Consider the following 19,733-nt stretch of genomic DNA (forward strand, 5'->3'; position numbering starts at 1 on the left):
AACAATGAAAAAAATTGGAACCAAGCTGTTAGTTGTGTTGACGGTGGCACTTGGCGGTCTCGTGGCTTCACAGGAGCCGACCACGGCGCACGCTTCAACGACTTTTTCTTCAATTCCAAGTGGTCATTTTAAGGTCTCAAAGGCGGGGTATGCGTTTCGTTGGCAGACCTTTAAGAGCGGGAGTAAAAAGGGGAAGATTCTCGTATTTGGTGATTTTAAGAACTTTGCAGTTCGGTATGGTATTCCTACTAAGTATAAATTGAGTAAGAGTCACCGGACGCTGACGACTTATTATCGGCTAATGAATAACAACAAGCTCGATAAGACCACTTACCGGATGGATGTTTACAAGTATAGTAACAGTAAATACCGGGTCAAACTAAACCACTACAAAGCTGGACTGTTCCCAAGCTATAAGGGCTCATCCTATAAGGTCAGTCTGACAAAGAGTTCACCTGCTCAGTCCTTTGCAACGACTTATTCAAAGCCGGCATTACTAAAGCAAGTAACTGCAAGCTACATGCAGCAGATTCAAAGCCAGTTTGATCAGGGCAAAACCAAGATCGACCCAAGTGACGCAAGCGTTCAGCAGCAAATTAAGGATAAAGCAGCTGGCGATGTTGATAAAGCGGTTCAAGGTTTCGTTACTGCATATAACGCATATTAGTATGATTAACATCAATTAAAAATCTGTTTATCAGTGATTTACTGATAAACAGATTTTTTTGAAGAGTTAATCGTTTAAACGTTATTTAATTGCCACTTTAATTGCCGTTGCAATAATACCGCCTAACAGCGGACCAAACATCGGCACCCAGGCGTAATTCCAATGAGCGGAGGCCTTGTTAGGGACCGGCATGATGGTGTATGCAAACCGGGGTGCCCAGTCACGGGCGGGGTTAATGGCGAATCCCGTAGTTGACCCTAAACCGGTACCGACAACGAAAATCAGCATACCAACGATAAAGGGTTTGAGCCCGGTTGTAAAGTTCCCTAAGTTTAACAGGGCGAAGACGAAGGCAAAGGTTGCAATGACTTCAGACAGGAAGTTAAAGAGGGGTGATGAAATGGCGGGCTTTGTCGCAAAAATGCCCACGGTATTCCCGGCTTCTTCCCCCTTAGTTGTTTTAAAGTGCGGGGTAAATTGAATGATGACTAAAGTTGCCCCGACAAAGGCACCTAAAAATTGTCCTAAAAGATAAGGTACCACATTGTGCCACGGAAACAGACCGAATAAAGCGTACGGAATGGTTACCGCTGGATTTAGATGACCGTCTGAACCTAGCATACCGGCGATATAAACACCCATCGTAACGGCCATTCCCCATGAAAGACTGATGTAAGTCCAATCTGCTCCCGTCGCGTAGGTCTTTTTGAGGTTAACGGCAGCGCAGGACCCCGTTCCAAATATGATCAAGAAAGCGGTTCCAAAAAACTCACCAATAAATCCTTGCATAATGATACCCACCTTTATAGAATAATTTAACATCAGAAACAATCCTAATTTTAGCAGGTTAAAGGTCTGATTACAAAGGCTTGCATTCCCTTAATGACGAACCGAACGGTGGCCGCCGCTTCTACGGCCCTTAATGACCTTGCGTTTAAATTTAGGTTGAGCGTTATCAGGTTCGAATTTAAAGTGCCGCATTTTGCCGGCAAACGGCTGGCCGCTCATGCGGATCCGTAACCAGGACTGCATGGTTTGCACCATTTGATTGGCGTTTGCCACTTGCAGCGGCTGATTGTCCCTTTGGGCTGTCGGTAAAATATCTTCTTGAATCTGTTTGACCAGTTTTTGATGATAAGCAACTAATTCCATTGTCAGTGGTGCCTGTGCGTACTGGTTGAATAAGCCCTCGATATAGCGCAGGGCATCCTTAGCATTTTTAGGTTGATAATAGCGATCATCTGTCATGTTTTTACACCTCGAATATATAGAATAGCAGTCCCAAACAGGTTAAGCAAGAAGGGTGATCATTGGTGGTAGAAAATTAATGAGGCTGCGGGGTTAGTGTTTGATTAAAACGACAAAAAAGCGTAAATTTAAAGGTTGTAAATGGTTAGTTTTAAGAGTGAAAGAGGTGCAACGTGGCAACTAAAAGTTATTCAACCGACCAGCGAGTTCAAAGTCATCGCTGGTGGATTTTAGCCGCAGTAGGATTGTTTACCTTCATGTCGACATTAGATGCCAGCATCGTTAATATTGCGCTGCCAGTTATTTCAGGTGACTTAAAGATACCGATGAACCAGGCAGAATGGGTGGTTTCAATATACTTGATCGTCATTTGTTCACTGTTGCTATTATTTGGTAAATTAGGCGATTCTGTTGGCAAAATTAAGGTTTTTCGGATCGGTACTGGGCTATTTGTTTTCGGGTCTTTATTAGCCGGGTTTAACGGCAGTTTTTACCTATTATTATCAGCCCGGGTCGTTCAGGCACTGGGTGCATCAATGACCATGGCCAACAATAATGGGATTATCACCGAAGTTTTTCCCTTCAGTGAGCGTGGCCGAGCGCTAGGGATGATTGGATCGTTCGTAGCATTGGGCTCCATCGCGGGACCTGGATTGGGCGGTATTGTACTCTCTCACCTTTCGTGGGGGTATATTTTCTGGCTGAACGTACCGGTTGGTGTCGTGACGATCATTATCGGCCACGCCATTTTACCCAAAGACATTACGAAATCACACGAAAAGATCGATCGCTTAGGCGCGGTTACAATGGCATTATTCATGGTTTCGTTATTCGTGGGGATCTTTTTAGGCCAGGAAATTGGTTTTTCTAATCCCGTGATTTTAGGTCTATTTGCTTTTGCAATGATTATCGGAGCGGTTTTTGTCCGCATCGAAAATCACAGTGCTAAACCGTTATTAGCGTTTAGTTTGTTTGAAAACGGCGCTTTTACAATGAGTCTGCTGTGCGGCTTTTTAATTTTCGTGACGAACTTCTTCTTTAACGTGATCTCACCGTTTTACCTGGAAAATGCCCGCGGGTTAAGGCCGAATATTGCCGGCTTGATCTTAATGGCCTTTCCAATTGTCCAGGTGATCGTGGCCCCCATGGCCGGGGCACTGTCGGATCGTATTGGGCCGGAATTAATTACCTTTTGCGGTTTGATATTGATCCTCCTGAGTCAAATTGGGTATATGCTGACAGATCTTGGCACACCGCTGTGGCTTTTTACCGCCATCGTGGGCTGCGTTGGCTTAGGAAACGGGATTTTTCAGGCGCCCAATAACACGATTGTGATGAATTCAGTGGCCCCTCAAGACCTGGGAATTGCGGGCGGTATGAATGCCCTGGTACGTAATTTAGGCATGGTCGTCGGTATTTCCTTTGCAACAACGGTACTTTTCGCTGGTATGAGTCATGATAAGGGGACCAAGGTGACGACTTACCTTAAAGGTCAGCCCGACGTGTTCATTTATGGCATGCACATCGTCTTCTTAATTGCCGCGGTGATTTGTGCGATTGCCGCGTTAATCACCGGGTACCGATTAATTAAACGACCGACTAAACCAGTAAAGGATGAATTTTAAATGGCATACCAAACATTACTTTTTGACATTGACGATACGCTTTTGAACTTTCAAGCGGCGGAAAAGCAGGCTTTAGAGGGGTTGTTTAAGGAACTTAAACTGCCGCTGACCAGCGCCACTTACGATTTCTATCACGCTAAAAATTTAGCCCTGTGGCAGCAGTTCGAACTCGGTAAAATTAGTAAGCCCAAGCTGCTGGTTAAGCGCTTTGCAGCGCTCTTTGATCGGTTGGGAATTCATGATATCGATGGTCAAAAAATGGAAGAGCGCTATCGCTTTTATTTGGGACAGGGGCATGAACCGATGCCACAAGCACCGGAAGTACTAAGTGACTTGAGTACGGATTATGATTTATACGTGGTCACAAACGGCGTTGCTAAAACCCAGAAAAAACGGCTTGCAGCAGCTCACTTTGATCACTACTTCAAAAACGTTTTTATCTCTGAATTAGTGGGTGCGCAAAAACCTTCCAGGGCCTTTTTCCAACGGGTGACGGCCGATATTTCAGACTATCAGCCAGCACAAACCATCGTCATCGGGGATTCCCTGACTTCCGATATTAAGGGTGCCGCCAGCTTTGGTTTAGACTCTGTGTGGTATAATCCGATGCATCAGTCCAATCAAACCGGTATTAAACCGACTTATGAAATTGACCAGCTTGAAAAGTTGGAACAGATTGTTGAGTAGGAAGAGTGTGTGGCAAAACTCGGTAGATTCCAGAATTTAACCTAAATAGTGCCTGTTCCGGCGAACTTTGTCGGGACAGGCACTATTTAGGTTAAATGGCCGGAATCTGAGTTTTAGAGCACGATTAAACTATGTCGACACATTGAACTAAAGAAACACTTTTAGCGAATTTCAATCAAAAGCCAATTGAAAGACTTATCAATACAGACTTATGTCACAACCTTTTACGTTTGAAAAACCGTTTTTAGTTTAATCATTCATGAACGGGTAAGTCGAGAAATTTGCACTTCATCGATGCTAAACTAAATTTTATCTAATCCCTGTTTCAGGTCAGCAATCAAATCATCCACGTTTTCGATACCAACTGAGATCCGGATCAAATCTGGCGTGATCCCCGTTTGTTTCAGTTGTTCTTCATTCAGCTGTGCGTGGGTGGTTGAGGCTGGGTGAATGATCAGTGAGTGAGCGTCACCGACGTTAGCAAGCAGTGAGAACAGCTTCAGGTTTTCAATCAATTTCTTACCAGCTGCTTCACCGCCCTTAAGACCCAGTGTGAAGATCGAACCGGTCCCCTTAGGAAAGTACTTCTTAGCTAAGGCGTGATACTTGCTGTCTTCAAGGCCTGGATAGTTCACCCAAGCGACCTTTGGATGATCGTTCAAGAAACGGGTAATCTTTTCCGTGTTGGCAACGTGGCGTTCAACACGCAGTGATAAGTCTTCTAGTCCTTGAAGGAGTAAGAATGAATTAAATGGGCTGATCGCACCGCCAATATCACGTAGCGTTTGGGCACGTACCTTGGTTGTGAAGGCCGCCGGTGCGACATCGTTCCAAACCAGGCCATTGTACGTTGGATCAGGTGTTGTAAAGTCTGGGTACTTGCCAGAAGCCGCGTAGTCAAACTTGCCGTTTTCAACGATCACACCGCCCATAGTTGTACCATGGCCACCAATGAACTTGGTTGCTGAATGAACGACCACGTCAACACCGTGATCTAGTGGCTGAATCAAGTACGGGGTACTAAAGGTGTTATCGGCGATCAGGATGATGCCGTGATCGTGGGCCACTTTTGCGACGGCTTCAATGTCGATTAAGTTGATACCGGGGTTACCAATGGTTTCAATGTAGAGGGCCTTAGTATGGTCGTCGATGGCTTTGGCAAAGTTTTGCGGGTCGTCCGGGTCAACGAAGGTCGTGGTGATCCCTAGTTTTGGCAGCGTGACGCTAAATAAATCATAAGTGCCGCCGTAAAGGGTGCTGGCAGAGACAATGTTGTCACCTTGATTAGCAACGTTTAAGATGGCTGCCGTTACCGCGGCTGAACCAGTTGCTAGAGCAACGCCGGCAGTCCCGTTTTCAAGGGCAGCAACCCGCTTTTCTACCACCGCGGTAGTGGGGTTGGTCAAACGGGTGTAAATATTACCTGGATCCGTTAACGCGAAACGTCCCGCAGCTTGTGCGGCATCTTTAAAAACGTATGAGGTCGTCTGGTAAATCGGCACTGCTCGAGAACCCGTTTCATCGACAACTTGACCTGCATGTACTTGTTTGGTTTCAAAATGTAATTGTTCTTCCGTCATATCAATCGCTCCTTATTATTTTTTGCGAATCCGTTATCCGTTGTTAACTATGTGTGTTAGAAATTGAAATTAAAAAGCGTTCGCCCCATACTAGCTCAAAGCCAGTATGGGACGAACGCCGTGTTACCACCCATTTTTCACAGTTTACTCACATAAACTGCCTCAACGACACCTGCTGATGTCTGGAATGATAACGCATCCTTGCGAGCCAGCTGCGTCAACAGCTGACCATCAATTTGGGCTCATTCGCTAAGTCGACTATCCGCTGTCTTTCACTATCTGCAGCTCGCTGTATGACGTCTACTCAGGTACTATTCCCATCAGAATTTCACTTTCTAATTACTGTCTAATATAGACGCTCTTAGTTTAGAAGTCAAATTTTTTTAGGTAATGATGCAATTGCTTATTTTTTGTTCTTCTTAACAAAGAGTGACTTGAACCACGCGAATAGCGGTCCCCAGTTCATGACGCCGCCGGAACTGGGCGGTGTTTTAATATCAGCCTTAATTTCAGGCAAGCTGTGGTGCTCTTTAACTTTTGGGGGCTTTTCCGGCATCTTAAAATCTCCTTATCAGTGAAACAGAATTTTAACTACATTTTAACGCAAATCGATTGTTTTCAGCCCCAAAATAGCGTAAAGTTTCAGTGTTGTACCAGATGAATTAATCAACGGAAAGGTGGTGTGCTAATGAATTCAATCGTGAATGACCTGCAATTTGCGTTGCAGCGAAAAGCCTTAGTCAATGTTTATCAGGTTAAGCAAGACGTCGTTTATACGGGATACGTAGATATTGTTGATGCGGCTGGCATCATTTTAACCACGTTTGACGATAGCGGCAGCGAAGATGGTGCCGTTTACTTGACGTTTGATGTGATTGAATTTGTTGAGTTTGAAAGCGACGACCTGGATAACATGCGTTATCGGATCGAAAACGCCACGGCCGAACACTTTTTCACCTTTGGCCGCATGACCACTGAATTTGATCAAAAACGACCGTTGATTCGGCAGGTACTGGAGACTGCAATGGCGGATGAAGCTACCGTGATGGTCCTTGATCGAAAGAACAACCAGCTTCAGGAGGGCGAAGTGACCCAGATTTCAGACCGGCAGTTTGGCTTTCAGGTCTTTAATAAATTTCATTTAGACCAGCACCCCAAGGTGATCATGAACTTTGACGAAGTGGGTTTGATTGAATTTGAAGGTAAGGAATTGACCTTACAAACCGCCGCAATGGGGTATTTACAGACCCTGACGCCAGTTAAAAAGGTGGCCGTCTCCAGCTTAACCGACATCGCCACCGTCCTACATCAAGCTGAACAGACCCAGCAGCTCATTTCTATTAACCCAGTGGCAGATGAAGGGATGTTTTTCGTTGGCCGGGTAAACACCATCGGCGAAAACAGCGTGGTGATCAATTTAGTTGATATGACGGGCCAGTTTGGCGGGTACTGGTTAGTTAAGCTGACCGCTATTGCGCAGGTCACTGTCCAATCGGATTACTTGGCGGTGATGAAAACTTACATTAACTTGGATAAAGCTTTAGGCGTTGTCTCCCAGCCGGGATTAAATGATGAACGGCTGTTTGACAGTAACGATGATCTTTTTCAAGAAGTGCTGAGTCAAGCCAGTAAGTTTCAACGAGTGATTCGGTTGCAACTGGACGATGATGAAAGCGTTACGGGCTATATCAGCAAGTTTGGCGGTAACGAAATTATTTTTCACTTGGTTGAGCAGGAAACTGTCGTCGACAAAGTAGGAACGTTAATCGACTTAGGTGAGATTGATGAAGTGGCGTTTGATTATTTAGACGCCCTTTTAACCGAAAAGCAGTTACGCAGCCAAGGCGAGCTTTAGGGAGGGATCTCCTGTGATGAAGAGATGGCAGAAAATGCCGAAATGGTTTAAGGATACGATGGCAATCATCGTACCAATGGCAATTTTGCTTATTTTGTATGATTTATTCGCGCCGCAGTTGACGCATCAGTCATACTCGTTAATCACTTTTATCGCATTTCCCTTCCAGGTGATCGTCGGGTTTGTACTCGTTGCCCTCTATAATTACCGCAAAAATAAATTAATTGAAAAGGAAAAAGCACGAAAGGCTGAAGCTAAGCGGCTGGAACAGCTCAAAAAAGACCAGCAAGATCGCCAGCACGCAGAAAATAGTCAGCGTAATCGACACGCAAAACAGCACCGATCACGTTGATTGAATGAACGCAGGAAGTTGCGGCGTAAGTCGACAGCGTTTAAGCGTGCGCTAAAATTCAGATTAACCCAAAAAGAGTGCCTGTTCCGGCAAGTTTGTCGGGACGGGCACTCTTTTTGGGTTAAATGCTGGTAACTACCAAGTTTTAGCGTATGTTAGTCTGTATAGAATTCAATTGCCAGGGCCCCCACACTCGTATAAGTGCTGATGACGGGTCCGGCTTCATGAATCGTGACCAGGGTGTTTGGTAAAGCAGCTTTAATTTGATTGGCCACTTCACTGGCCTGGGTCAGATTATCCACGTGGGTGAGGCCAACTTTTGCTGGCGCAAGTAACTTAATGCGCTCAACGAGGTCGGTGATTTGTTTGCGGATAAACCGTTTGCCCCGCCCTTTGGCGGCAACCCTTAATTCGCCATCTTTGACTTCTGCCATAACTTTGATATTCAGCAGGTTGGCGATACCGCCGGCTGCTTTACTGATGCGGCCGCCCCTAATGAGATTTTCGAGGGTGTTGAGAAAAACGTAAATTTCAGTATGGGAACGGTGCAGGTCAATGGCATTTAGAATGGTTTCCAGCGGCGCACCATTTTGGGCCAATTTAGCAGCCGTGATCACCTGGAAGGCTAACCCACGGTCAATTGACAAAGAATCCACAACGGTGACTTTAGTTGATGACATTTGCGCTGCTTGTCGGGCGGCGTTAACGGTGCCGCTTAAAAAGTGAGTGAGGTTTAGGCACAAAACTTCATCGCCATTTTTGCCGAGCCGGTCAAAGACCTCTAAGAACTGGCCGATTGAAGGCTGGCTGGTTTTAGGGAGCTCGTCATCATTGACTAGGTGACTGAGAAATTGTGCGTTCGTAATTTGTTTACCATCATTCAAAAATTCGTGATTTCCTAGACGAACGATCAATGGCACCACTGTAATCGGCAAAGTTGCTAATTCTTGCGCGGTTAGCTGTACCGTTGAGTCCGTTACGATCTGAATAGACATAAGGCCACCTCTTTAACAAAATCAATGTCCTTAACTAAAGGGCATCGTCATTCACCAAATTCAAGTTTGGCTGTATACTAAATATACGTACTAGCCACATTATACCGTAAAACAAGGTCAAAAAATGAAAGATGGGTTTAAAAATGACTGACACACAAAAACATGATCATCCAGATGAGCCCGATTTAAAAAAGACGCCTTTGAACCTTAACGAATTAGCTGCTAATCCCATGCGAGTCGGGATGGCAAGGTTGGGTAAAGGCAAACAGCCGCAGTCAAAACAGCCAAAGAAACACTGGTGGTCCAGAAAAACGAAGTGAGGTGGTAAAATGGCTGATTTAAAATTAATTAAGGGTGACGTTACGCAGTTTAAGGGGGATGCCATTGTTAATGCTGCTAATACTGGCTTGGTCGGCGGTGGCGGGGTTGACGGTGCCATTCACCGTGCTGCGGGGCCCCAGTTAGACATTGCTTGCCGGAAACTCCACGGCTGCCCAACCGGTGAGGCCAAAGTAACCCCCGGTTTTAATTTACCGGTACGGTTCATTATTCACACGCCGGGTCCGATATGGCGTGACGGCTCTTTTGAAGAACCTAAATTACTGCGCAGCTGTTATGAGAATAGTTTGAAGCGCGCCGTGGAAAACGACTGTCAAACGGTGGCCTTTCCTTCGATCAGCACCGGAATTTACGGGTACCCATTAGCTGATGCCTGTCAAATTGCAGTGTCGGCGATTCGCCAGTTTAACGCGCCGCTTCAAGTCACAATGGTGGCGTTTGATGAAACGACTTACCGTGCGTTTGAAAAAGCAATGGGATAATCAAAAACCGCTTGCTTATCAGAGTTGATCTGGTAAACAGGCGGTTTTGCCTATCTATTGTCCTCATACTGCTTGTGCTGCCTTCAATGAGTTAGTTTACACCGATAAAATGGTTTAGTACCGCAGTTTCTTCAGAGGTTGGGTTGCTTTCCATTGATTTAATATTGTGCAACCGTTCAACTGTAATGTGAAGATTTAAGGCCAGTTCAGTATCTGTAAGATTATGTTTCTTTTGATATTGAATAATTTTTTCTGCAATACCGCTTACTTCTTGCTCCATAATATACCTCCACCTGATATGACTTAAAACTAAACACAATTGTACTTACACTTTATTATATACGATTTTTAGGAGTCCGCCAAAGATTTAGAGCGGTTTTGATATGTGAATTAGGCTACAAACTATAAGACAGAACTAAATGAGTGATTGCAATGGGCTAACTTAAGCTTCTATTCGGGGAAGATAGATCAACCGATGTTACATAAACCCAATTATCCTGTAACCTTGTCGTGATGTGGACCACGTATAATTAACACCATCAATAATTAAATGAGGTGATGAATTTGAAACTGACACACAGTTTATTAATGTTAACAGCGGTCACCGCCTTATTTGGAACAACGGTGACGACGGCTTCAGCCGCAACGCGCTCTGAAATTCAGGCTTTGCCTCACCAGAGTGCCACACGGGCAGCCCACGATGCGGTTGAGGGAAGCAGCAGTACAGCTGGCATTCAAACCGATGATGTTCATGCTGATACCGTGATCAACGGTGGTCAGACTGCTCAAACCTCACGGTCAAAAGCAGTGGTGAACTTAGCTAAGAAACTTGCTAGCATGAATATTCCTTACGTGTGGGGCGGAGAATCGCTGCATGGTATGGATTGTTCCGGGTTAACGGATTACGTTTACGCGCACGTTGCTGATATCCATCTCGGTCATTATACGGTTACGCAAGAAAGTAAAGTGACGACCAAACCAGTTTCAAAAGCGAAACCTGGCGATCTGCTTTTCTGGGGTTCGGCGGGTGCGACCCACCACGTTGCCATTTACATTGGTAACCACCAGTTCGTAGCTGCGCCGCAACCGGGGCAAAACGTGGATGTTGAAACAATCTGCAGTAGCTTCATGCCAAGCTTTGCCGGGACAGTTAAGTAACCTTGACTTACCCCTTATTTCTATTGAGACTCATGTTATAATGGGCGTAAATAACTAAGGGGGAGAGGCAGACCCGTGGGATGAGTTTGCCGAATGATAAGCTATGAAACAATTAATTAAAGTCGTTTTACCTTTAGCCGTTTTGGGATTACTTGGCGGTTGCGGTTCACAGACGAAGTCACATTCTGACTCGGCTAAGACTAAAACTGCCAAGGTGACCAAAAAAACAGCTAATCACGTGAGTTCAACCAGTGAATCTACGTCAGAAAAACCGGCTTCCAGTGTTGACTCATCAGCACAATCAGGCAAAGCCAGTGGGTCCGCTGAGGAAAATACGGCTTCAGCGCCACAGCAGACTAAGACTAGTCAGGCTAAGACAAACACCAACAATGGCTCAAAGACGGCGGTGACTAAAGCCCATCCGGCAGTAACTCAGCAGTCGGTTGCGAGTCGCATTTCGCAGTCTTTAAGCAGTCAATACAAGCCGCAAGATTTAGCTTTTCAATTTAGTCAGTCCGGATCCGGTACTTATACTGTTCAAGTGCAGGAAAACCACCAGTCGGCTAATATGCAGGCTAAGGGGGCTGATCCAAGCACGAGTCCGACAATTGCCTGGTTCAAGACCAATGCTAGCGGTCAATTGCTGAAGTCAGTTGATGGCGGTGTGACTTATGCCGTTGTAGGGAACGCTTATTAAACTAAAAAGAACTAAAAACAATCTGCCTACCGTTAATCTTGACGGTAAGCAGATTGTTTTTTTGATGGACCTGGGTTTAACTAATGAGCGGATGGCACTACCACATGCCGTGTTTTTTTCGGATGGATGATCTAAACCCAAACAGGGTGATGATAAAAGCAAAGAATGCTATTGCAGCGATGATCGTCCACAGCCAGCTATGCGTTTGAACGAAAATATAATAGCCAATTCCAATTGAACTGAAAAACGTTAAAAATAATGATAGTAATAAGTTATCAGTGCCATAAAAGGCATGGCCGACAGTCACAACAATGGCCCCCGTAAAGACGGCCTCGGCACTGACCATACTGCCGTTGTTGTAGAAAAACGCGCCCAGTTCAAGTAGCGCTCCCAGTACCATGACGATGACGCCGAATGCTGTAGTGAATTTGAGTGGCTTTCGAGCGATAATGATCACCTTCTTTAGACAATATTATAAGTCTTTTAAGTAAAATGAGGTAATCAAATTACCGGAGGTGCAGGCCAAACAGCGCGATCTGAAGCAGTGCCAGGCTACCGGCAAAGATCAGCCAGTCCCACCAATGGATGCGAATCCGTTTAAAATAAGTCCGCGGCGCACCTTCAGTAAAGCCGTGTGAAGTCATTGCTTCTGCAAGATTTTCTGACCAGTCCAGTGAAGCAAGAATCGCTTTAAAGTATAGCTGGGGCGACCAAATATGCAGCACCTGTCCCCGCATATTGCCGGCTGCCCGAATGACATTAACTTCACTGACGATTTTAGGCAGTAGGTTAAAAGCACCCAAAAAGCCGTAGGCAAATTTACTGGGAATACGTGCGTTTTGTTCCAAGGACATGACTAAATCGGTAACGGTGGTGGTTAAAGTGGCAGCTGAACCGACAAAAACGTAAGCGTAGATCCGGGTGAACAGAACCAGTGCAAAATGCGTGCCGGCATTTGACTGCAACAAGATGGCCACTGCCAGCGCCAGAGCTGGAATTAAAGGGACAAAGAACAACATTGCCAGGCGTTTGAGCGTTGGCCGACTACTGAGAATGATGAGTAAGCCAATGACAGCCAGCCCTAGGTTGACTAGCCAGGTACTGGTGAAAGAAATTTCCAATGCTATCAAAACGGCTAATAAGAATTTTAAACTCGGATTCACGCTAATTCCTCCACATACTGTAATCGTTTGTTGGTAAGTGTGACGTGGTAGTCGACTAGGGTATCCAAACCAAAGAGCTGGTGACTGACGATAACCAAGGTTTGCTGATTGTCATGGGTCACTTGTTTCATGATTGCGATAATGGTCTGAAGTGAACTAAAATCCAGTCCAGTAAACGGCTCATCAAGCAGTAGAACCGGCGTAGCCATGATCAGCATTTCCAGGATCTGCAGCTTTTTCTTCTGACCGCCGCTTAACGTGTAAACAACGTGATCTTGCAGGTCTTCTAAATGCAATTTGGTTAAAAATTCTGGCAGCCGTTCTTTGAAATAAGCTGGTGTTCGGCTATTTTTCAGGGATAAAGTTAATTCTTCCGAAACGGTCACGTTTAAAAACTGCTGGTCAGCGTCCTGAAAGATGAGAGCCACTTGCTGATACAACTGGCGGGTCCTCATTTTGGCAATTTCCTTTTGGTTCAGCAACAGTGAACCAGCGTACTGGTGAAGCTTAGAAATAGCCAGCAGCAGGGTGGATTTGCCAGTACCGTTAGCCCCGGTTAGTAAGGTAATGTGATGCTGAAAAAAATTGATTTCAGGCTGTGCCAGTAAAGTTGAATTGCCTGCAGTTAAGGTTAAGTGGTGAGCCTGAATGAGTGGCTGATCAGTTGTCGCAGGTAAACCCAGCTCTTGATTGGAAGTGTCCTGACGCTTAAAGTGATCCAGTTTCTGTTTGGCAGCTTCGTCACTCAATAATTTTAGTGAATCGCCGTTGGCATTAAGGACGAAAAGATGGTCAATATAGTGGTCATAGTCTTCCAGGTCATGATCAGAGATGAGAATTGTTTTGTGTTCCTCATGTTGCAGCTTGGCGAGCTTGGCTAACAATAATTGACGGGCAACTGGATCAACACTAGCGAAGGGTTCATCCAGTAAAATCGTGTCCGCTTGCATCGCAATGATAACCGCCAGCGCGACTTTTTGCTTTTCACCGCCGGATAAACTATTCAGCTGACGTTGACGCAGCTCGTTAATTTCCACGTAGTCCAGTGCACGGTTTACCCGAGCCATCATGTCAGCTGGTGGCACGCACTGGTTTTCCAGTGCAAAAATCAATTCACGCTCTACGGTATCCATGGCAAACTGCTGATTAGGGTTTTGAAACATCATCGCAACCAGGTGACCACGATCCGTTTCGGGAATGTTACTGATTTTCGTGCCGTTTAAGCAAACTTCACCGGCGGTAATCAAGCCGCCGAACTTTGGGTAAAGACCACTGATGATTTTCATCAGGGTTGATTTACCAGAACCGGAAGGACCGGTCAACAACGAAAAGCCACCACTGGGAAAGGTGGTTGAAAGATCAGCCAGAGTTAACGGCTTTTGACCGTCTTCAGTTGGATAGGAAAACGATAAATGATTGACCGAAATAGTTGCCATGATGTGACCTCAATTCTAGCGAGTTTGGGTTTGCATTAAGTGTGTTCGGTCAAGCAGGTTAACAATTGCTTTAACCAGCACACCAGCAAAGAGCCAAGTGGAAACCAAACGGATGATGAACAGGGCGATCAACAGTCCAAGATGATACTGAGCGTATCCGTTACGGATCATATCCCAACCGAAAGTGACAATGGTGGTGGTCAGCACGCTCAGGTTCAAGCTGAACCAGTCATAGCGCTTGTAGCCGGTAAATGCAAAACCCAGTTCGGAGGCAACCCCTTGGACAACGCCGGAGATCATTGTGCTAGCGCCCCACTGACCGCCAAGAAACATTTCAACCACGGATCCGAGAAACTCACCCAGGGTAGCGGAACCGACTTTCTTAAAAACATAGCCCGCTAGCGGACCGGCCATGACCCAGATCCCCATCACAACGTCGTTGGCTCCCGGTCCAAGACCAATTGGGGTCAAAGCAACCGTTAGAACGTTGTACAGCGGACCGACGACCCAGTAAATGACCCCAAAGAAGATGGCGATCAAAGTTAATAGGATAATGTCACGTAAATGCCAAGCATTTGAATATTTCATCGTGTAAAGCCTCCTAATAAATTGTCGCTAAACGTTTTCCACGCAAAAAAAGAGTCAAAGATAAACGTTTATCTTTGACTCGTCCCTTTGGCTTTTATAATTAAAAATTAAAATGCATTATGCTCCCTTCGCTGGTATTGTCCAGATCAGGTTCAATGGGTGTATCTCAGCCAAAAGGCACCCCAGATAACGTTTAGTTCACGCTTAAGTTTACACGGCCTACTCAGCTTTTGCAAGTGGGCAGCCGACGAGTCCAACGGTTTTAAGCACGGCCTAATTTCTTAAGGTTCGGAATAGTCAGCATCGTGCATAAACTGATGAGGTAGAGCACTGACAGAAAGCCCATGACGACGATTAAACTGTAGTGGTCCATCAAAAAACCGATTGCAACACTGGAAAAGCCGCCAATTGCACGGCCAATATTGACGATCACGTTATTAGCAGTTGAGCGGATTTCGGTTGGATAGAGACGGGAGATGACGGCGCCATAGCCCCCAAACATGCCGTTGGAGAAGAAACCCAGTACTGCGCCGGCAAGCAATAGAGTCACCTCGTTGACAGCCAGTGTGATACTAAATACTGCTAAAGCAGAGCAAACCAGGAAAATGCCAAACGCTAATCGCGGACCAAAGTAGTCCAGGATGCTACCAAACGTCATCATGCCGATGCTCATACCGACGATGGTTGCAATCATCCAGATTGAAGAACCGGAAACACTGAGGTGAAGCTTTTGCTGCATGATTGACGGTAACCAGTTCATCAGGCCAAAGTACCCCGCAATTTGCACGATGACCATAACACTCAGGGCAATGGTTTGGTAGGCCAGCTTCGGTGTTTTAAACAGCGCGCTGATCCGTACCCGCTTATTGGGGTCGGCCTCGGCCTTTTTAGCAGCCAGGAACTCGTTGCTTTCGTGCAGGTGCCGACGGATGAAGTAGGTCAAACCGACGGGGATCAAGCCGAACAAGAACAGTGCCCGCCAGCCAAATGCCGGAATAATGAAGGCAGCGGAGATTGCCGCCAGAATGGCACCCAGTTGGCCGCCAATGGCAGCGATGGACGTCATCTTGCCAATTTTATGATGGTTAAAGTTTTCGGCGATCAGCGTGATGCCGACGCCGTATTCACCACCGGCACCGATACCGGCGATGAAACGGCAGAGGTAAATCAGGGTAATGCTATTAGCAAAGTACATGGCAGCAGTGGCAAAAGCAAAAATAAAGACGGTGTGCGAGAAGGTCCGTACCCGGCCAAAGCGGTCAGCGATGACCCCAAATAAAATACCACCCACTAGCATGCCCAAATTAGTGATCGATGAAATCAGCCCTGCCTGAGCACCGTTGATATGTAAATCAGCGATGATGGAAGAAAGTGCGAAGGAGAGGAATAAAACGTCCATGTTCTCCAGTGCAAATCCTGCCGAGGTAGAAGCGATCGTCCACTTTTGGTTCTTGCTTAGTGCGTGGCGTTGTACAGTAGTTTCCATATTTAGTTGCCTCCAAAATAAGTGCTCACTGGCACTTGTTATTTTTGCGGTTATGGTTCTAACCATCGCTGGTATTGTGCCATAGTTTATTGACGAATACAAGTCCTTCTTGACGCTGGCTAGCGGACTGATGTAAACTCAATGCAAGATATCTTTAACTTAGCCCAGAGAGACTAACAAGTTTACGGCAGAAGACCACTTTTTTAGTGGTATCAGTGAACCGTTTAGCGCTCGAGCTAGACGGTTTTTTTGTGCAGAAAGGAGAAAACGTATGCGACCCATCATTATTGCGTTAGATTTTGAAGACCGTGAGCAGGTGTTCAGCTTTCTTGATCAGTTTGAACACCAGGATCAATTATTTGTAAAGGTGGGGATGGAACTCTTTTACTTTGAGGGGCCCAAAATCTTGCTGGCATTACGGAAACGCGGCATTCAAGTTTTTCTGGATTTGAAACTGTACGATATTCCCAATACCGTTGAACAGGCGATGTATCAGTTGGGACAGCAGGAAGTTTCCATGGTCACGGTCCATGCGGCCGGTGGTGCGGAAATGATCAGCAGGGCTAAACGGGGACTATTGCGTGGCAGTCAGAAAGCTGGCGTCAAGCCTGCCAAGTTGCTGGCGATTACCCAGCTGACGTCCACTTCCGAAGAGCAAATGCGGACTGAACAGCTGGTCAACGCCAGTTTAACGGAGTCGGTTCGGCACTACGCCCAACTAGCGGAGGGCAACGGTGCGGACGGGGTCATTTCGTCAGCCCTTGAAGACCCGATGATTCACCGTTCTACGAGTGATGAGTTTCTGTGTATCAATCCCGGTATCCGGTTAGCCAGTGATAGTGCGGATGATCAAAAGCGGGTGGTTACGCCAGCTCAGGCTGCTGAACTGGGCAGTGACGGGCTGGTAGTCGGCCGTTCGATTACAAAAGCAGCTGATCCAGCAGCTGCATATCGTAAAATTGCTAAAGAATGGGAGCTATGACTATGACAGAAATTGCGCGTCAAATTGCTAAGGATCTTCTAGATATTAATGCTGTGACCTTATCCCCTAAAGCACCCTTTACTTGGGCCAGCGGCATCCAGGCACCGATTTACACCGACAATCGCCGGACGATTGCTTTTCCAGCAGTCCGAACGCACATTGCGGATGGTCTTGCAGCTTACATCAAGGCTAATTTCCCGGAAGCAACCGTCATTGCCGGTGTTGCGACAGCCGGGATCCCCCACGCTGCCATTGTGGCCAACAAGCTGGAGCTGCCGATGAGTTACGTGCGCTCAAAGCCTAAGGATCATGGAACAGGCCAGCAGATTGAGGGGCAGATTTTAGCTACTGACAAAGTGGTCTTGATTGATGACCTCATTTCAACCGGTGGCAGCGTGTTAGGCGCCGCCAAAGCCGTTCAGCGGTCTGGTGCAGAGGTGCTCGGCGTTCTTGGAATCTTTTCTTACGAATTGCCAGACAGCACCGAAAACTTTGCTAAAGCAGAACTTTCCTTGCACACGCTGACAAATTACAGTACGCTGATTCAGTTGGCTAACGAAAACCATGACATTGATCAAGACGAACTCGATTCACTGCGGCAGTGGCGAAAGGATCCGTGGCACTGGCAGCCAGCTCAAACTAAGTAACGGAGATGATTTGCCGTGTCCATTAAATTAATCGCGACTGACATGGATGGGACCTTTTTAAACGATCACAGTGATTATGATCATACACGTTTTCAACGGCTGTTAACTAAGATGCAGGAACAAGGTGTCCGGTTTGTGGTGGCCAGTGGTAATCAGTATCCCCACTTGCCCCAGTATTTCACTGACTTGACTGGTGAAATAACGTATTTAGCTGAGGACGGGGCACACATTGTGGCCAACGGACGGACGATCAGTGAAGACGTGATCCCCCAGCCGGTGTTGACGGCGTTCTTAAGCTGGATCCGGACTCAGCCCCTGTTTGAAAAGGCTTGGGTGCTGCTTTCTGGTCGGCAGGCAGCTTGGACGGAAATGTTGGCATCGTCCAAACGGTTTAAGCAGTCGAGTTATTTTTATGGTAATTTGACCCACGTTATGGATCTGACGGAAGTCACGGATGCGATTTATAAGGTGGACATTACGTGGCCTTCGTTTGACGTTTCCGCGCAGGAAGCCTTAGTGAACCAGGCCTTTGGCGGTAAATTACGTGCGACCTCCAGTGGATTGGGCGGGATCGACGTGATCTTGCCCCAGGTTAATAAGGCGTACGGCTTGTCAAAACTGCAGCAGATTTGGCAGATCAGTCACGATGAGACGCTGGCTTTTGGAGATAGGGGTAACGATTTAGAAATGGTGCAGCAAGCAAAGTACGGGTACATCATGAAAAATGCACCTGAAGCAGTTCGGCGGCAAGCCAATTTAACGACACCCTTATCAAATAATGAGAGCGGTGTCCTCGCGATTATTGAAGATTTCCTCAAATAGTGTTAAAAGCGTTATACTAAATTAATGATGAATTCAATAATGAGGTGGACAAAATGATTAAATTAGTGGCTTTAGACTTAGACAATACGTTACTCACCAACGATAAAAAAATCAGTAAGGTCAACGAAAGAGCGTTGAAAGCATTATCCGCGAAGGGCGTTAAGGTGGTTATGTGTACGGGAAGACCCATTAACGTGATTTGGCACTTTATTGAACAGCTTGGTTTGACGGCGGATGATGACTACACTATTACGTTTAACGGTGCCCTGGTGATCAACAATAATTCGCGTCAAGCAATCGCTAAGCAGGGGATGAGTAAGGCTGATTTGGAGCCTATTTATGATTTTTGTAAGCAAAATAATTACCCGCTTGATGTTTTGAGCTTTGAAAAGGTCTACCCAATTACTGATTTAATGAAGTCAACTTATAAACTGAATGGTGACATTAAATTTGAACCAACCACTTTTGAAGAACTGCCTGAACAGACTTACGCGAAGGCTGTAGCTTCCCAAAAACCGGCCTTATTGGATAAAATGGCCGCTGAGTTAACGCCTGATCTCCGTAAGAACTATCAGCTTTATCACGTGGTTCGGTCACAGCCGCATATTTTGGAATTCTTGAGTCTGACAACGGATAAAGCAGTCGGCCTGCACGCTTTACTGCAGCACTTCGGCTGGGATGAAAGTAATTTGATGGCGTTCGGTGACGCGGAAAACGATGCCGGTATGCTGCAAAAAGCTGCCGTGGGCGTTGCTATGGCAAACTCTCAACCAGAAATTGCGGCATTGGCCAAGTACCACACCGGAACGAATGAAGAAGACGGTGTAGCGGAGTTTGTTGATAAGTATTTTAAACTAAGTTAAGCATCGCTATTCATCAGCAAAAGAGCACCTGATTTCCTAGCTGGAATCAGGTGCTCTTTTA

At 46.1% G+C, this 19,733-nt stretch carries 24 protein-coding genes and 1 riboswitch; of the genes, 13 read left to right on the plus strand and 11 right to left on the minus strand.

What is annotated here, in order from left to right:
- Positions 1-4: 4 nt before the first annotated feature.
- Positions 5-667 (plus strand): hypothetical protein, encoded by a 663-nt coding sequence (locus CES81_RS00435; protein WP_089120239.1) that lies wholly within the window; start codon positions 5-7, stop codon positions 665-667.
- Positions 668-748: 81 nt separating this feature from the next.
- Here CES81_RS00435 and CES81_RS00440 read toward each other — a convergent pair whose 3' ends face one another.
- Complete coding sequence (locus tag CES81_RS00440; protein WP_089120240.1) at positions 749-1,456, minus strand: MIP/aquaporin family protein; 708 nt, start codon at positions 1,454-1,456, stop codon at positions 749-751.
- Between the two features lie 90 nt (positions 1,457-1,546).
- Positions 1,547-1,915, minus strand: a complete 369-nt coding sequence (locus tag CES81_RS00445) for a hypothetical protein (RefSeq protein ID WP_089088365.1) — start codon at positions 1,913-1,915, stop codon at positions 1,547-1,549.
- A gap of 173 nt (positions 1,916-2,088) precedes the next feature.
- Here CES81_RS00445 and CES81_RS00450 point away from each other — a divergent pair, with 173 nt between their 5' ends.
- Together CES81_RS00450 and CES81_RS00455 are read left to right on the plus strand one after the other, a co-directional pair.
- Complete coding sequence (locus tag CES81_RS00450; protein WP_225356309.1) at positions 2,089-3,540, plus strand: MFS transporter; 1,452 nt, start codon at positions 2,089-2,091, stop codon at positions 3,538-3,540.
- Complete coding sequence (locus CES81_RS00455) at positions 3,541-4,227, plus strand: YjjG family noncanonical pyrimidine nucleotidase (RefSeq protein WP_089120241.1); 687 nt, start codon at positions 3,541-3,543, stop codon at positions 4,225-4,227.
- Positions 4,228-4,529: 302 nt separating this feature from the next.
- Here the strand turns inward: CES81_RS00455 and CES81_RS00460 are convergent, their stop codons facing one another.
- Both CES81_RS00460 and CES81_RS13420 read right to left on the minus strand, forming a co-directional pair.
- A complete protein-coding gene (locus CES81_RS00460; RefSeq protein ID WP_089120242.1) occupies positions 4,530-5,807 on the minus strand; it encodes an O-acetylhomoserine aminocarboxypropyltransferase/cysteine synthase family protein in 1,278 nt (425 codons plus the stop codon).
- Positions 5,808-6,210: 403 nt separating this feature from the next.
- Positions 6,211-6,363 carry a hypothetical protein gene (locus tag CES81_RS13420; RefSeq protein ID WP_180949674.1) on the minus strand — a complete coding sequence of 51 codons (153 nt, stop codon included), beginning with the start codon at positions 6,361-6,363 and terminating at the stop codon, positions 6,211-6,213.
- 132 nt (positions 6,364-6,495) lie between these two features.
- On the opposite strand from CES81_RS13420, the gene CES81_RS00465 reads away from it, so the two are divergent.
- Both CES81_RS00465 and CES81_RS00470 read left to right on the plus strand, forming a co-directional pair.
- Positions 6,496-7,662, plus strand: a complete 1,167-nt coding sequence (locus tag CES81_RS00465; RefSeq protein WP_089120243.1) for a hypothetical protein — start codon at positions 6,496-6,498, stop codon at positions 7,660-7,662.
- Between the two features lie 16 nt (positions 7,663-7,678).
- Positions 7,679-8,014, plus strand: coding sequence for a hypothetical protein (locus tag CES81_RS00470; RefSeq protein ID WP_089120244.1), 336 nt, complete (start codon positions 7,679-7,681; stop codon positions 8,012-8,014).
- Between the two features lie 155 nt (positions 8,015-8,169).
- Here the strand turns inward: CES81_RS00470 and CES81_RS00475 are convergent, their stop codons facing one another.
- The gene (locus CES81_RS00475; protein WP_089120245.1) at positions 8,170-9,009 is read right to left on the minus strand and encodes a DegV family protein; all 840 of its coding nucleotides are present in this window, start codon (positions 9,007-9,009) and stop codon (positions 8,170-8,172) included.
- 143 nt (positions 9,010-9,152) lie between these two features.
- On the opposite strand from CES81_RS00475, the gene CES81_RS13425 reads away from it, so the two are divergent.
- Positions 9,153-9,329 carry a hypothetical protein gene (locus tag CES81_RS13425; RefSeq protein WP_179211622.1) on the plus strand — a complete coding sequence of 59 codons (177 nt, stop codon included), beginning with the start codon at positions 9,153-9,155 and terminating at the stop codon, positions 9,327-9,329.
- Between the two features lie 9 nt (positions 9,330-9,338).
- Complete coding sequence (locus CES81_RS00480; protein WP_089120246.1) at positions 9,339-9,830, plus strand: O-acetyl-ADP-ribose deacetylase; 492 nt, start codon at positions 9,339-9,341, stop codon at positions 9,828-9,830.
- Between the two features lie 91 nt (positions 9,831-9,921).
- Here CES81_RS00480 and CES81_RS00485 read toward each other — a convergent pair whose 3' ends face one another.
- Complete coding sequence (locus CES81_RS00485) at positions 9,922-10,110, minus strand: LBP_cg2779 family protein (RefSeq protein ID WP_089088373.1); 189 nt, start codon at positions 10,108-10,110, stop codon at positions 9,922-9,924.
- 284 nt (positions 10,111-10,394) lie between these two features.
- On the opposite strand from CES81_RS00485, the gene CES81_RS00490 reads away from it, so the two are divergent.
- Both CES81_RS00490 and CES81_RS00495 read left to right on the plus strand, forming a co-directional pair.
- Positions 10,395-10,988 (plus strand): C40 family peptidase, encoded by a 594-nt coding sequence (locus tag CES81_RS00490; RefSeq protein WP_180949675.1) that lies wholly within the window; start codon positions 10,395-10,397, stop codon positions 10,986-10,988.
- Positions 10,989-11,091: 103 nt separating this feature from the next.
- The gene (locus CES81_RS00495; RefSeq protein WP_089120247.1) at positions 11,092-11,685 is read left to right on the plus strand and encodes a hypothetical protein; all 594 of its coding nucleotides are present in this window, start codon (positions 11,092-11,094) and stop codon (positions 11,683-11,685) included.
- 97 nt (positions 11,686-11,782) lie between these two features.
- On the opposite strand, the gene CES81_RS00500 is transcribed toward CES81_RS00495, so the two are convergent.
- From CES81_RS00500 to CES81_RS00520, 5 genes are all read right to left on the minus strand, one after another.
- A complete protein-coding gene (locus tag CES81_RS00500) occupies positions 11,783-12,142 on the minus strand; it encodes a hypothetical protein (RefSeq protein WP_089120248.1) in 360 nt (119 codons plus the stop codon).
- Between the two features lie 49 nt (positions 12,143-12,191).
- Complete coding sequence (locus CES81_RS00505; protein ID WP_089120249.1) at positions 12,192-12,848, minus strand: energy-coupling factor transporter transmembrane component T family protein; 657 nt, start codon at positions 12,846-12,848, stop codon at positions 12,192-12,194.
- Positions 12,845-14,284 carry an ABC transporter ATP-binding protein gene (locus CES81_RS00510; RefSeq protein WP_089120250.1) on the minus strand — a complete coding sequence of 480 codons (1,440 nt, stop codon included), beginning with the start codon at positions 14,282-14,284 and terminating at the stop codon, positions 12,845-12,847. The genes CES81_RS00505 and CES81_RS00510 overlap by 4 nt, the downstream gene beginning before the upstream one ends.
- 15 nt (positions 14,285-14,299) lie before the next feature.
- Entirely contained in the window at positions 14,300-14,872 is a 573-nt protein-coding gene (locus CES81_RS00515; protein WP_089120251.1) for an ECF transporter S component, read from the minus strand.
- Between the two features lie 105 nt (positions 14,873-14,977).
- Positions 14,978-15,067, minus strand: a riboswitch (TPP riboswitch).
- Between the two features lie 67 nt (positions 15,068-15,134).
- Positions 15,135-16,358 carry an MFS transporter gene (locus tag CES81_RS00520; protein WP_089120252.1) on the minus strand — a complete coding sequence of 408 codons (1,224 nt, stop codon included), beginning with the start codon at positions 16,356-16,358 and terminating at the stop codon, positions 15,135-15,137.
- A gap of 271 nt (positions 16,359-16,629) precedes the next feature.
- On the opposite strand from CES81_RS00520, the gene pyrF reads away from it, so the two are divergent.
- Genes pyrF through CES81_RS00540 form a run of 4 tightly spaced genes read left to right on the plus strand, consistent with a single transcriptional unit; the run spans position 16,630 to position 19,672 of the window.
- Positions 16,630-17,340 carry an orotidine-5'-phosphate decarboxylase gene (pyrF, locus tag CES81_RS00525; protein ID WP_089120253.1) on the plus strand — a complete coding sequence of 237 codons (711 nt, stop codon included), beginning with the start codon at positions 16,630-16,632 and terminating at the stop codon, positions 17,338-17,340.
- A gap of 2 nt (positions 17,341-17,342) precedes the next feature.
- Positions 17,343-17,987, plus strand: a complete 645-nt coding sequence (gene pyrE / locus CES81_RS00530; RefSeq protein ID WP_089120254.1) for an orotate phosphoribosyltransferase — start codon at positions 17,343-17,345, stop codon at positions 17,985-17,987.
- 15 nt (positions 17,988-18,002) lie between these two features.
- A complete protein-coding gene (locus CES81_RS00535) occupies positions 18,003-18,809 on the plus strand; it encodes a Cof-type HAD-IIB family hydrolase (RefSeq protein ID WP_089120255.1) in 807 nt (268 codons plus the stop codon).
- Between the two features lie 53 nt (positions 18,810-18,862).
- Positions 18,863-19,672, plus strand: a complete 810-nt coding sequence (locus CES81_RS00540; protein ID WP_089088383.1) for a Cof-type HAD-IIB family hydrolase — start codon at positions 18,863-18,865, stop codon at positions 19,670-19,672.
- Positions 19,673-19,733: the final 61 nt, after the last annotated feature.

This window comes from Secundilactobacillus pentosiphilus, from assembly GCF_002217985.1.
In the GTDB taxonomy this organism is placed as follows: Bacteria; Bacillota; Bacilli; order Lactobacillales; family Lactobacillaceae; genus Secundilactobacillus; species Secundilactobacillus pentosiphilus.

Excerpts from the sequence above, each read along its gene's own strand:
- CES81_RS00455 (WP_089120241.1), top strand. The coding sequence starts at position 3,541 with ATGGCATACCAAACATTACTTTTTGACATTGACGATACGCTTTTGAAC.
- CES81_RS00475 (WP_089120245.1), bottom strand. The coding sequence starts at position 9,009 with ATGTCTATTCAGATCGTAACGGACTCAACGGTACAGCTAACCGCGCAA.
- CES81_RS00515 (WP_089120251.1), bottom strand. The coding sequence starts at position 14,872 with ATGAAATATTCAAATGCTTGGCATTTACGTGACATTATCCTATTAACT.
- CES81_RS00520 (WP_089120252.1), bottom strand. The coding sequence starts at position 16,358 with ATGGAAACTACTGTACAACGCCACGCACTAAGCAAGAACCAAAAGTGG.
- CES81_RS13420 (WP_180949674.1), bottom strand. The coding sequence starts at position 6,363 with ATGCCGGAAAAGCCCCCAAAAGTTAAAGAGCACCACAGCTTGCCTGAA.
- CES81_RS00465 (WP_089120243.1), top strand. The coding sequence starts at position 6,496 with ATGAATTCAATCGTGAATGACCTGCAATTTGCGTTGCAGCGAAAAGCC.
- CES81_RS00495 (WP_089120247.1), top strand. The coding sequence starts at position 11,092 with ATGAAACAATTAATTAAAGTCGTTTTACCTTTAGCCGTTTTGGGATTA.
- CES81_RS00480 (WP_089120246.1), top strand. The coding sequence starts at position 9,339 with ATGGCTGATTTAAAATTAATTAAGGGTGACGTTACGCAGTTTAAGGGG.
- pyrF (WP_089120253.1), top strand. The coding sequence starts at position 16,630 with ATGCGACCCATCATTATTGCGTTAGATTTTGAAGACCGTGAGCAGGTG.
- CES81_RS00540 (WP_089088383.1), top strand. The coding sequence starts at position 18,863 with ATGATTAAATTAGTGGCTTTAGACTTAGACAATACGTTACTCACCAAC.
- CES81_RS00445 (WP_089088365.1), bottom strand. The coding sequence starts at position 1,915 with ATGACAGATGATCGCTATTATCAACCTAAAAATGCTAAGGATGCCCTG.
- CES81_RS00435 (WP_089120239.1), top strand. The coding sequence starts at position 5 with ATGAAAAAAATTGGAACCAAGCTGTTAGTTGTGTTGACGGTGGCACTT.
- CES81_RS00485 (WP_089088373.1), bottom strand. The coding sequence starts at position 10,110 with ATGGAGCAAGAAGTAAGCGGTATTGCAGAAAAAATTATTCAATATCAA.
- CES81_RS00470 (WP_089120244.1), top strand. The coding sequence starts at position 7,679 with ATGAAGAGATGGCAGAAAATGCCGAAATGGTTTAAGGATACGATGGCA.
- CES81_RS13425 (WP_179211622.1), top strand. The coding sequence starts at position 9,153 with ATGACTGACACACAAAAACATGATCATCCAGATGAGCCCGATTTAAAA.
- pyrE (WP_089120254.1), top strand. The coding sequence starts at position 17,343 with ATGACAGAAATTGCGCGTCAAATTGCTAAGGATCTTCTAGATATTAAT.
- CES81_RS00510 (WP_089120250.1), bottom strand. The coding sequence starts at position 14,284 with ATGGCAACTATTTCGGTCAATCATTTATCGTTTTCCTATCCAACTGAA.
- CES81_RS00440 (WP_089120240.1), bottom strand. The coding sequence starts at position 1,456 with ATGCAAGGATTTATTGGTGAGTTTTTTGGAACCGCTTTCTTGATCATA.
- CES81_RS00460 (WP_089120242.1), bottom strand. The coding sequence starts at position 5,807 with ATGACGGAAGAACAATTACATTTTGAAACCAAACAAGTACATGCAGGT.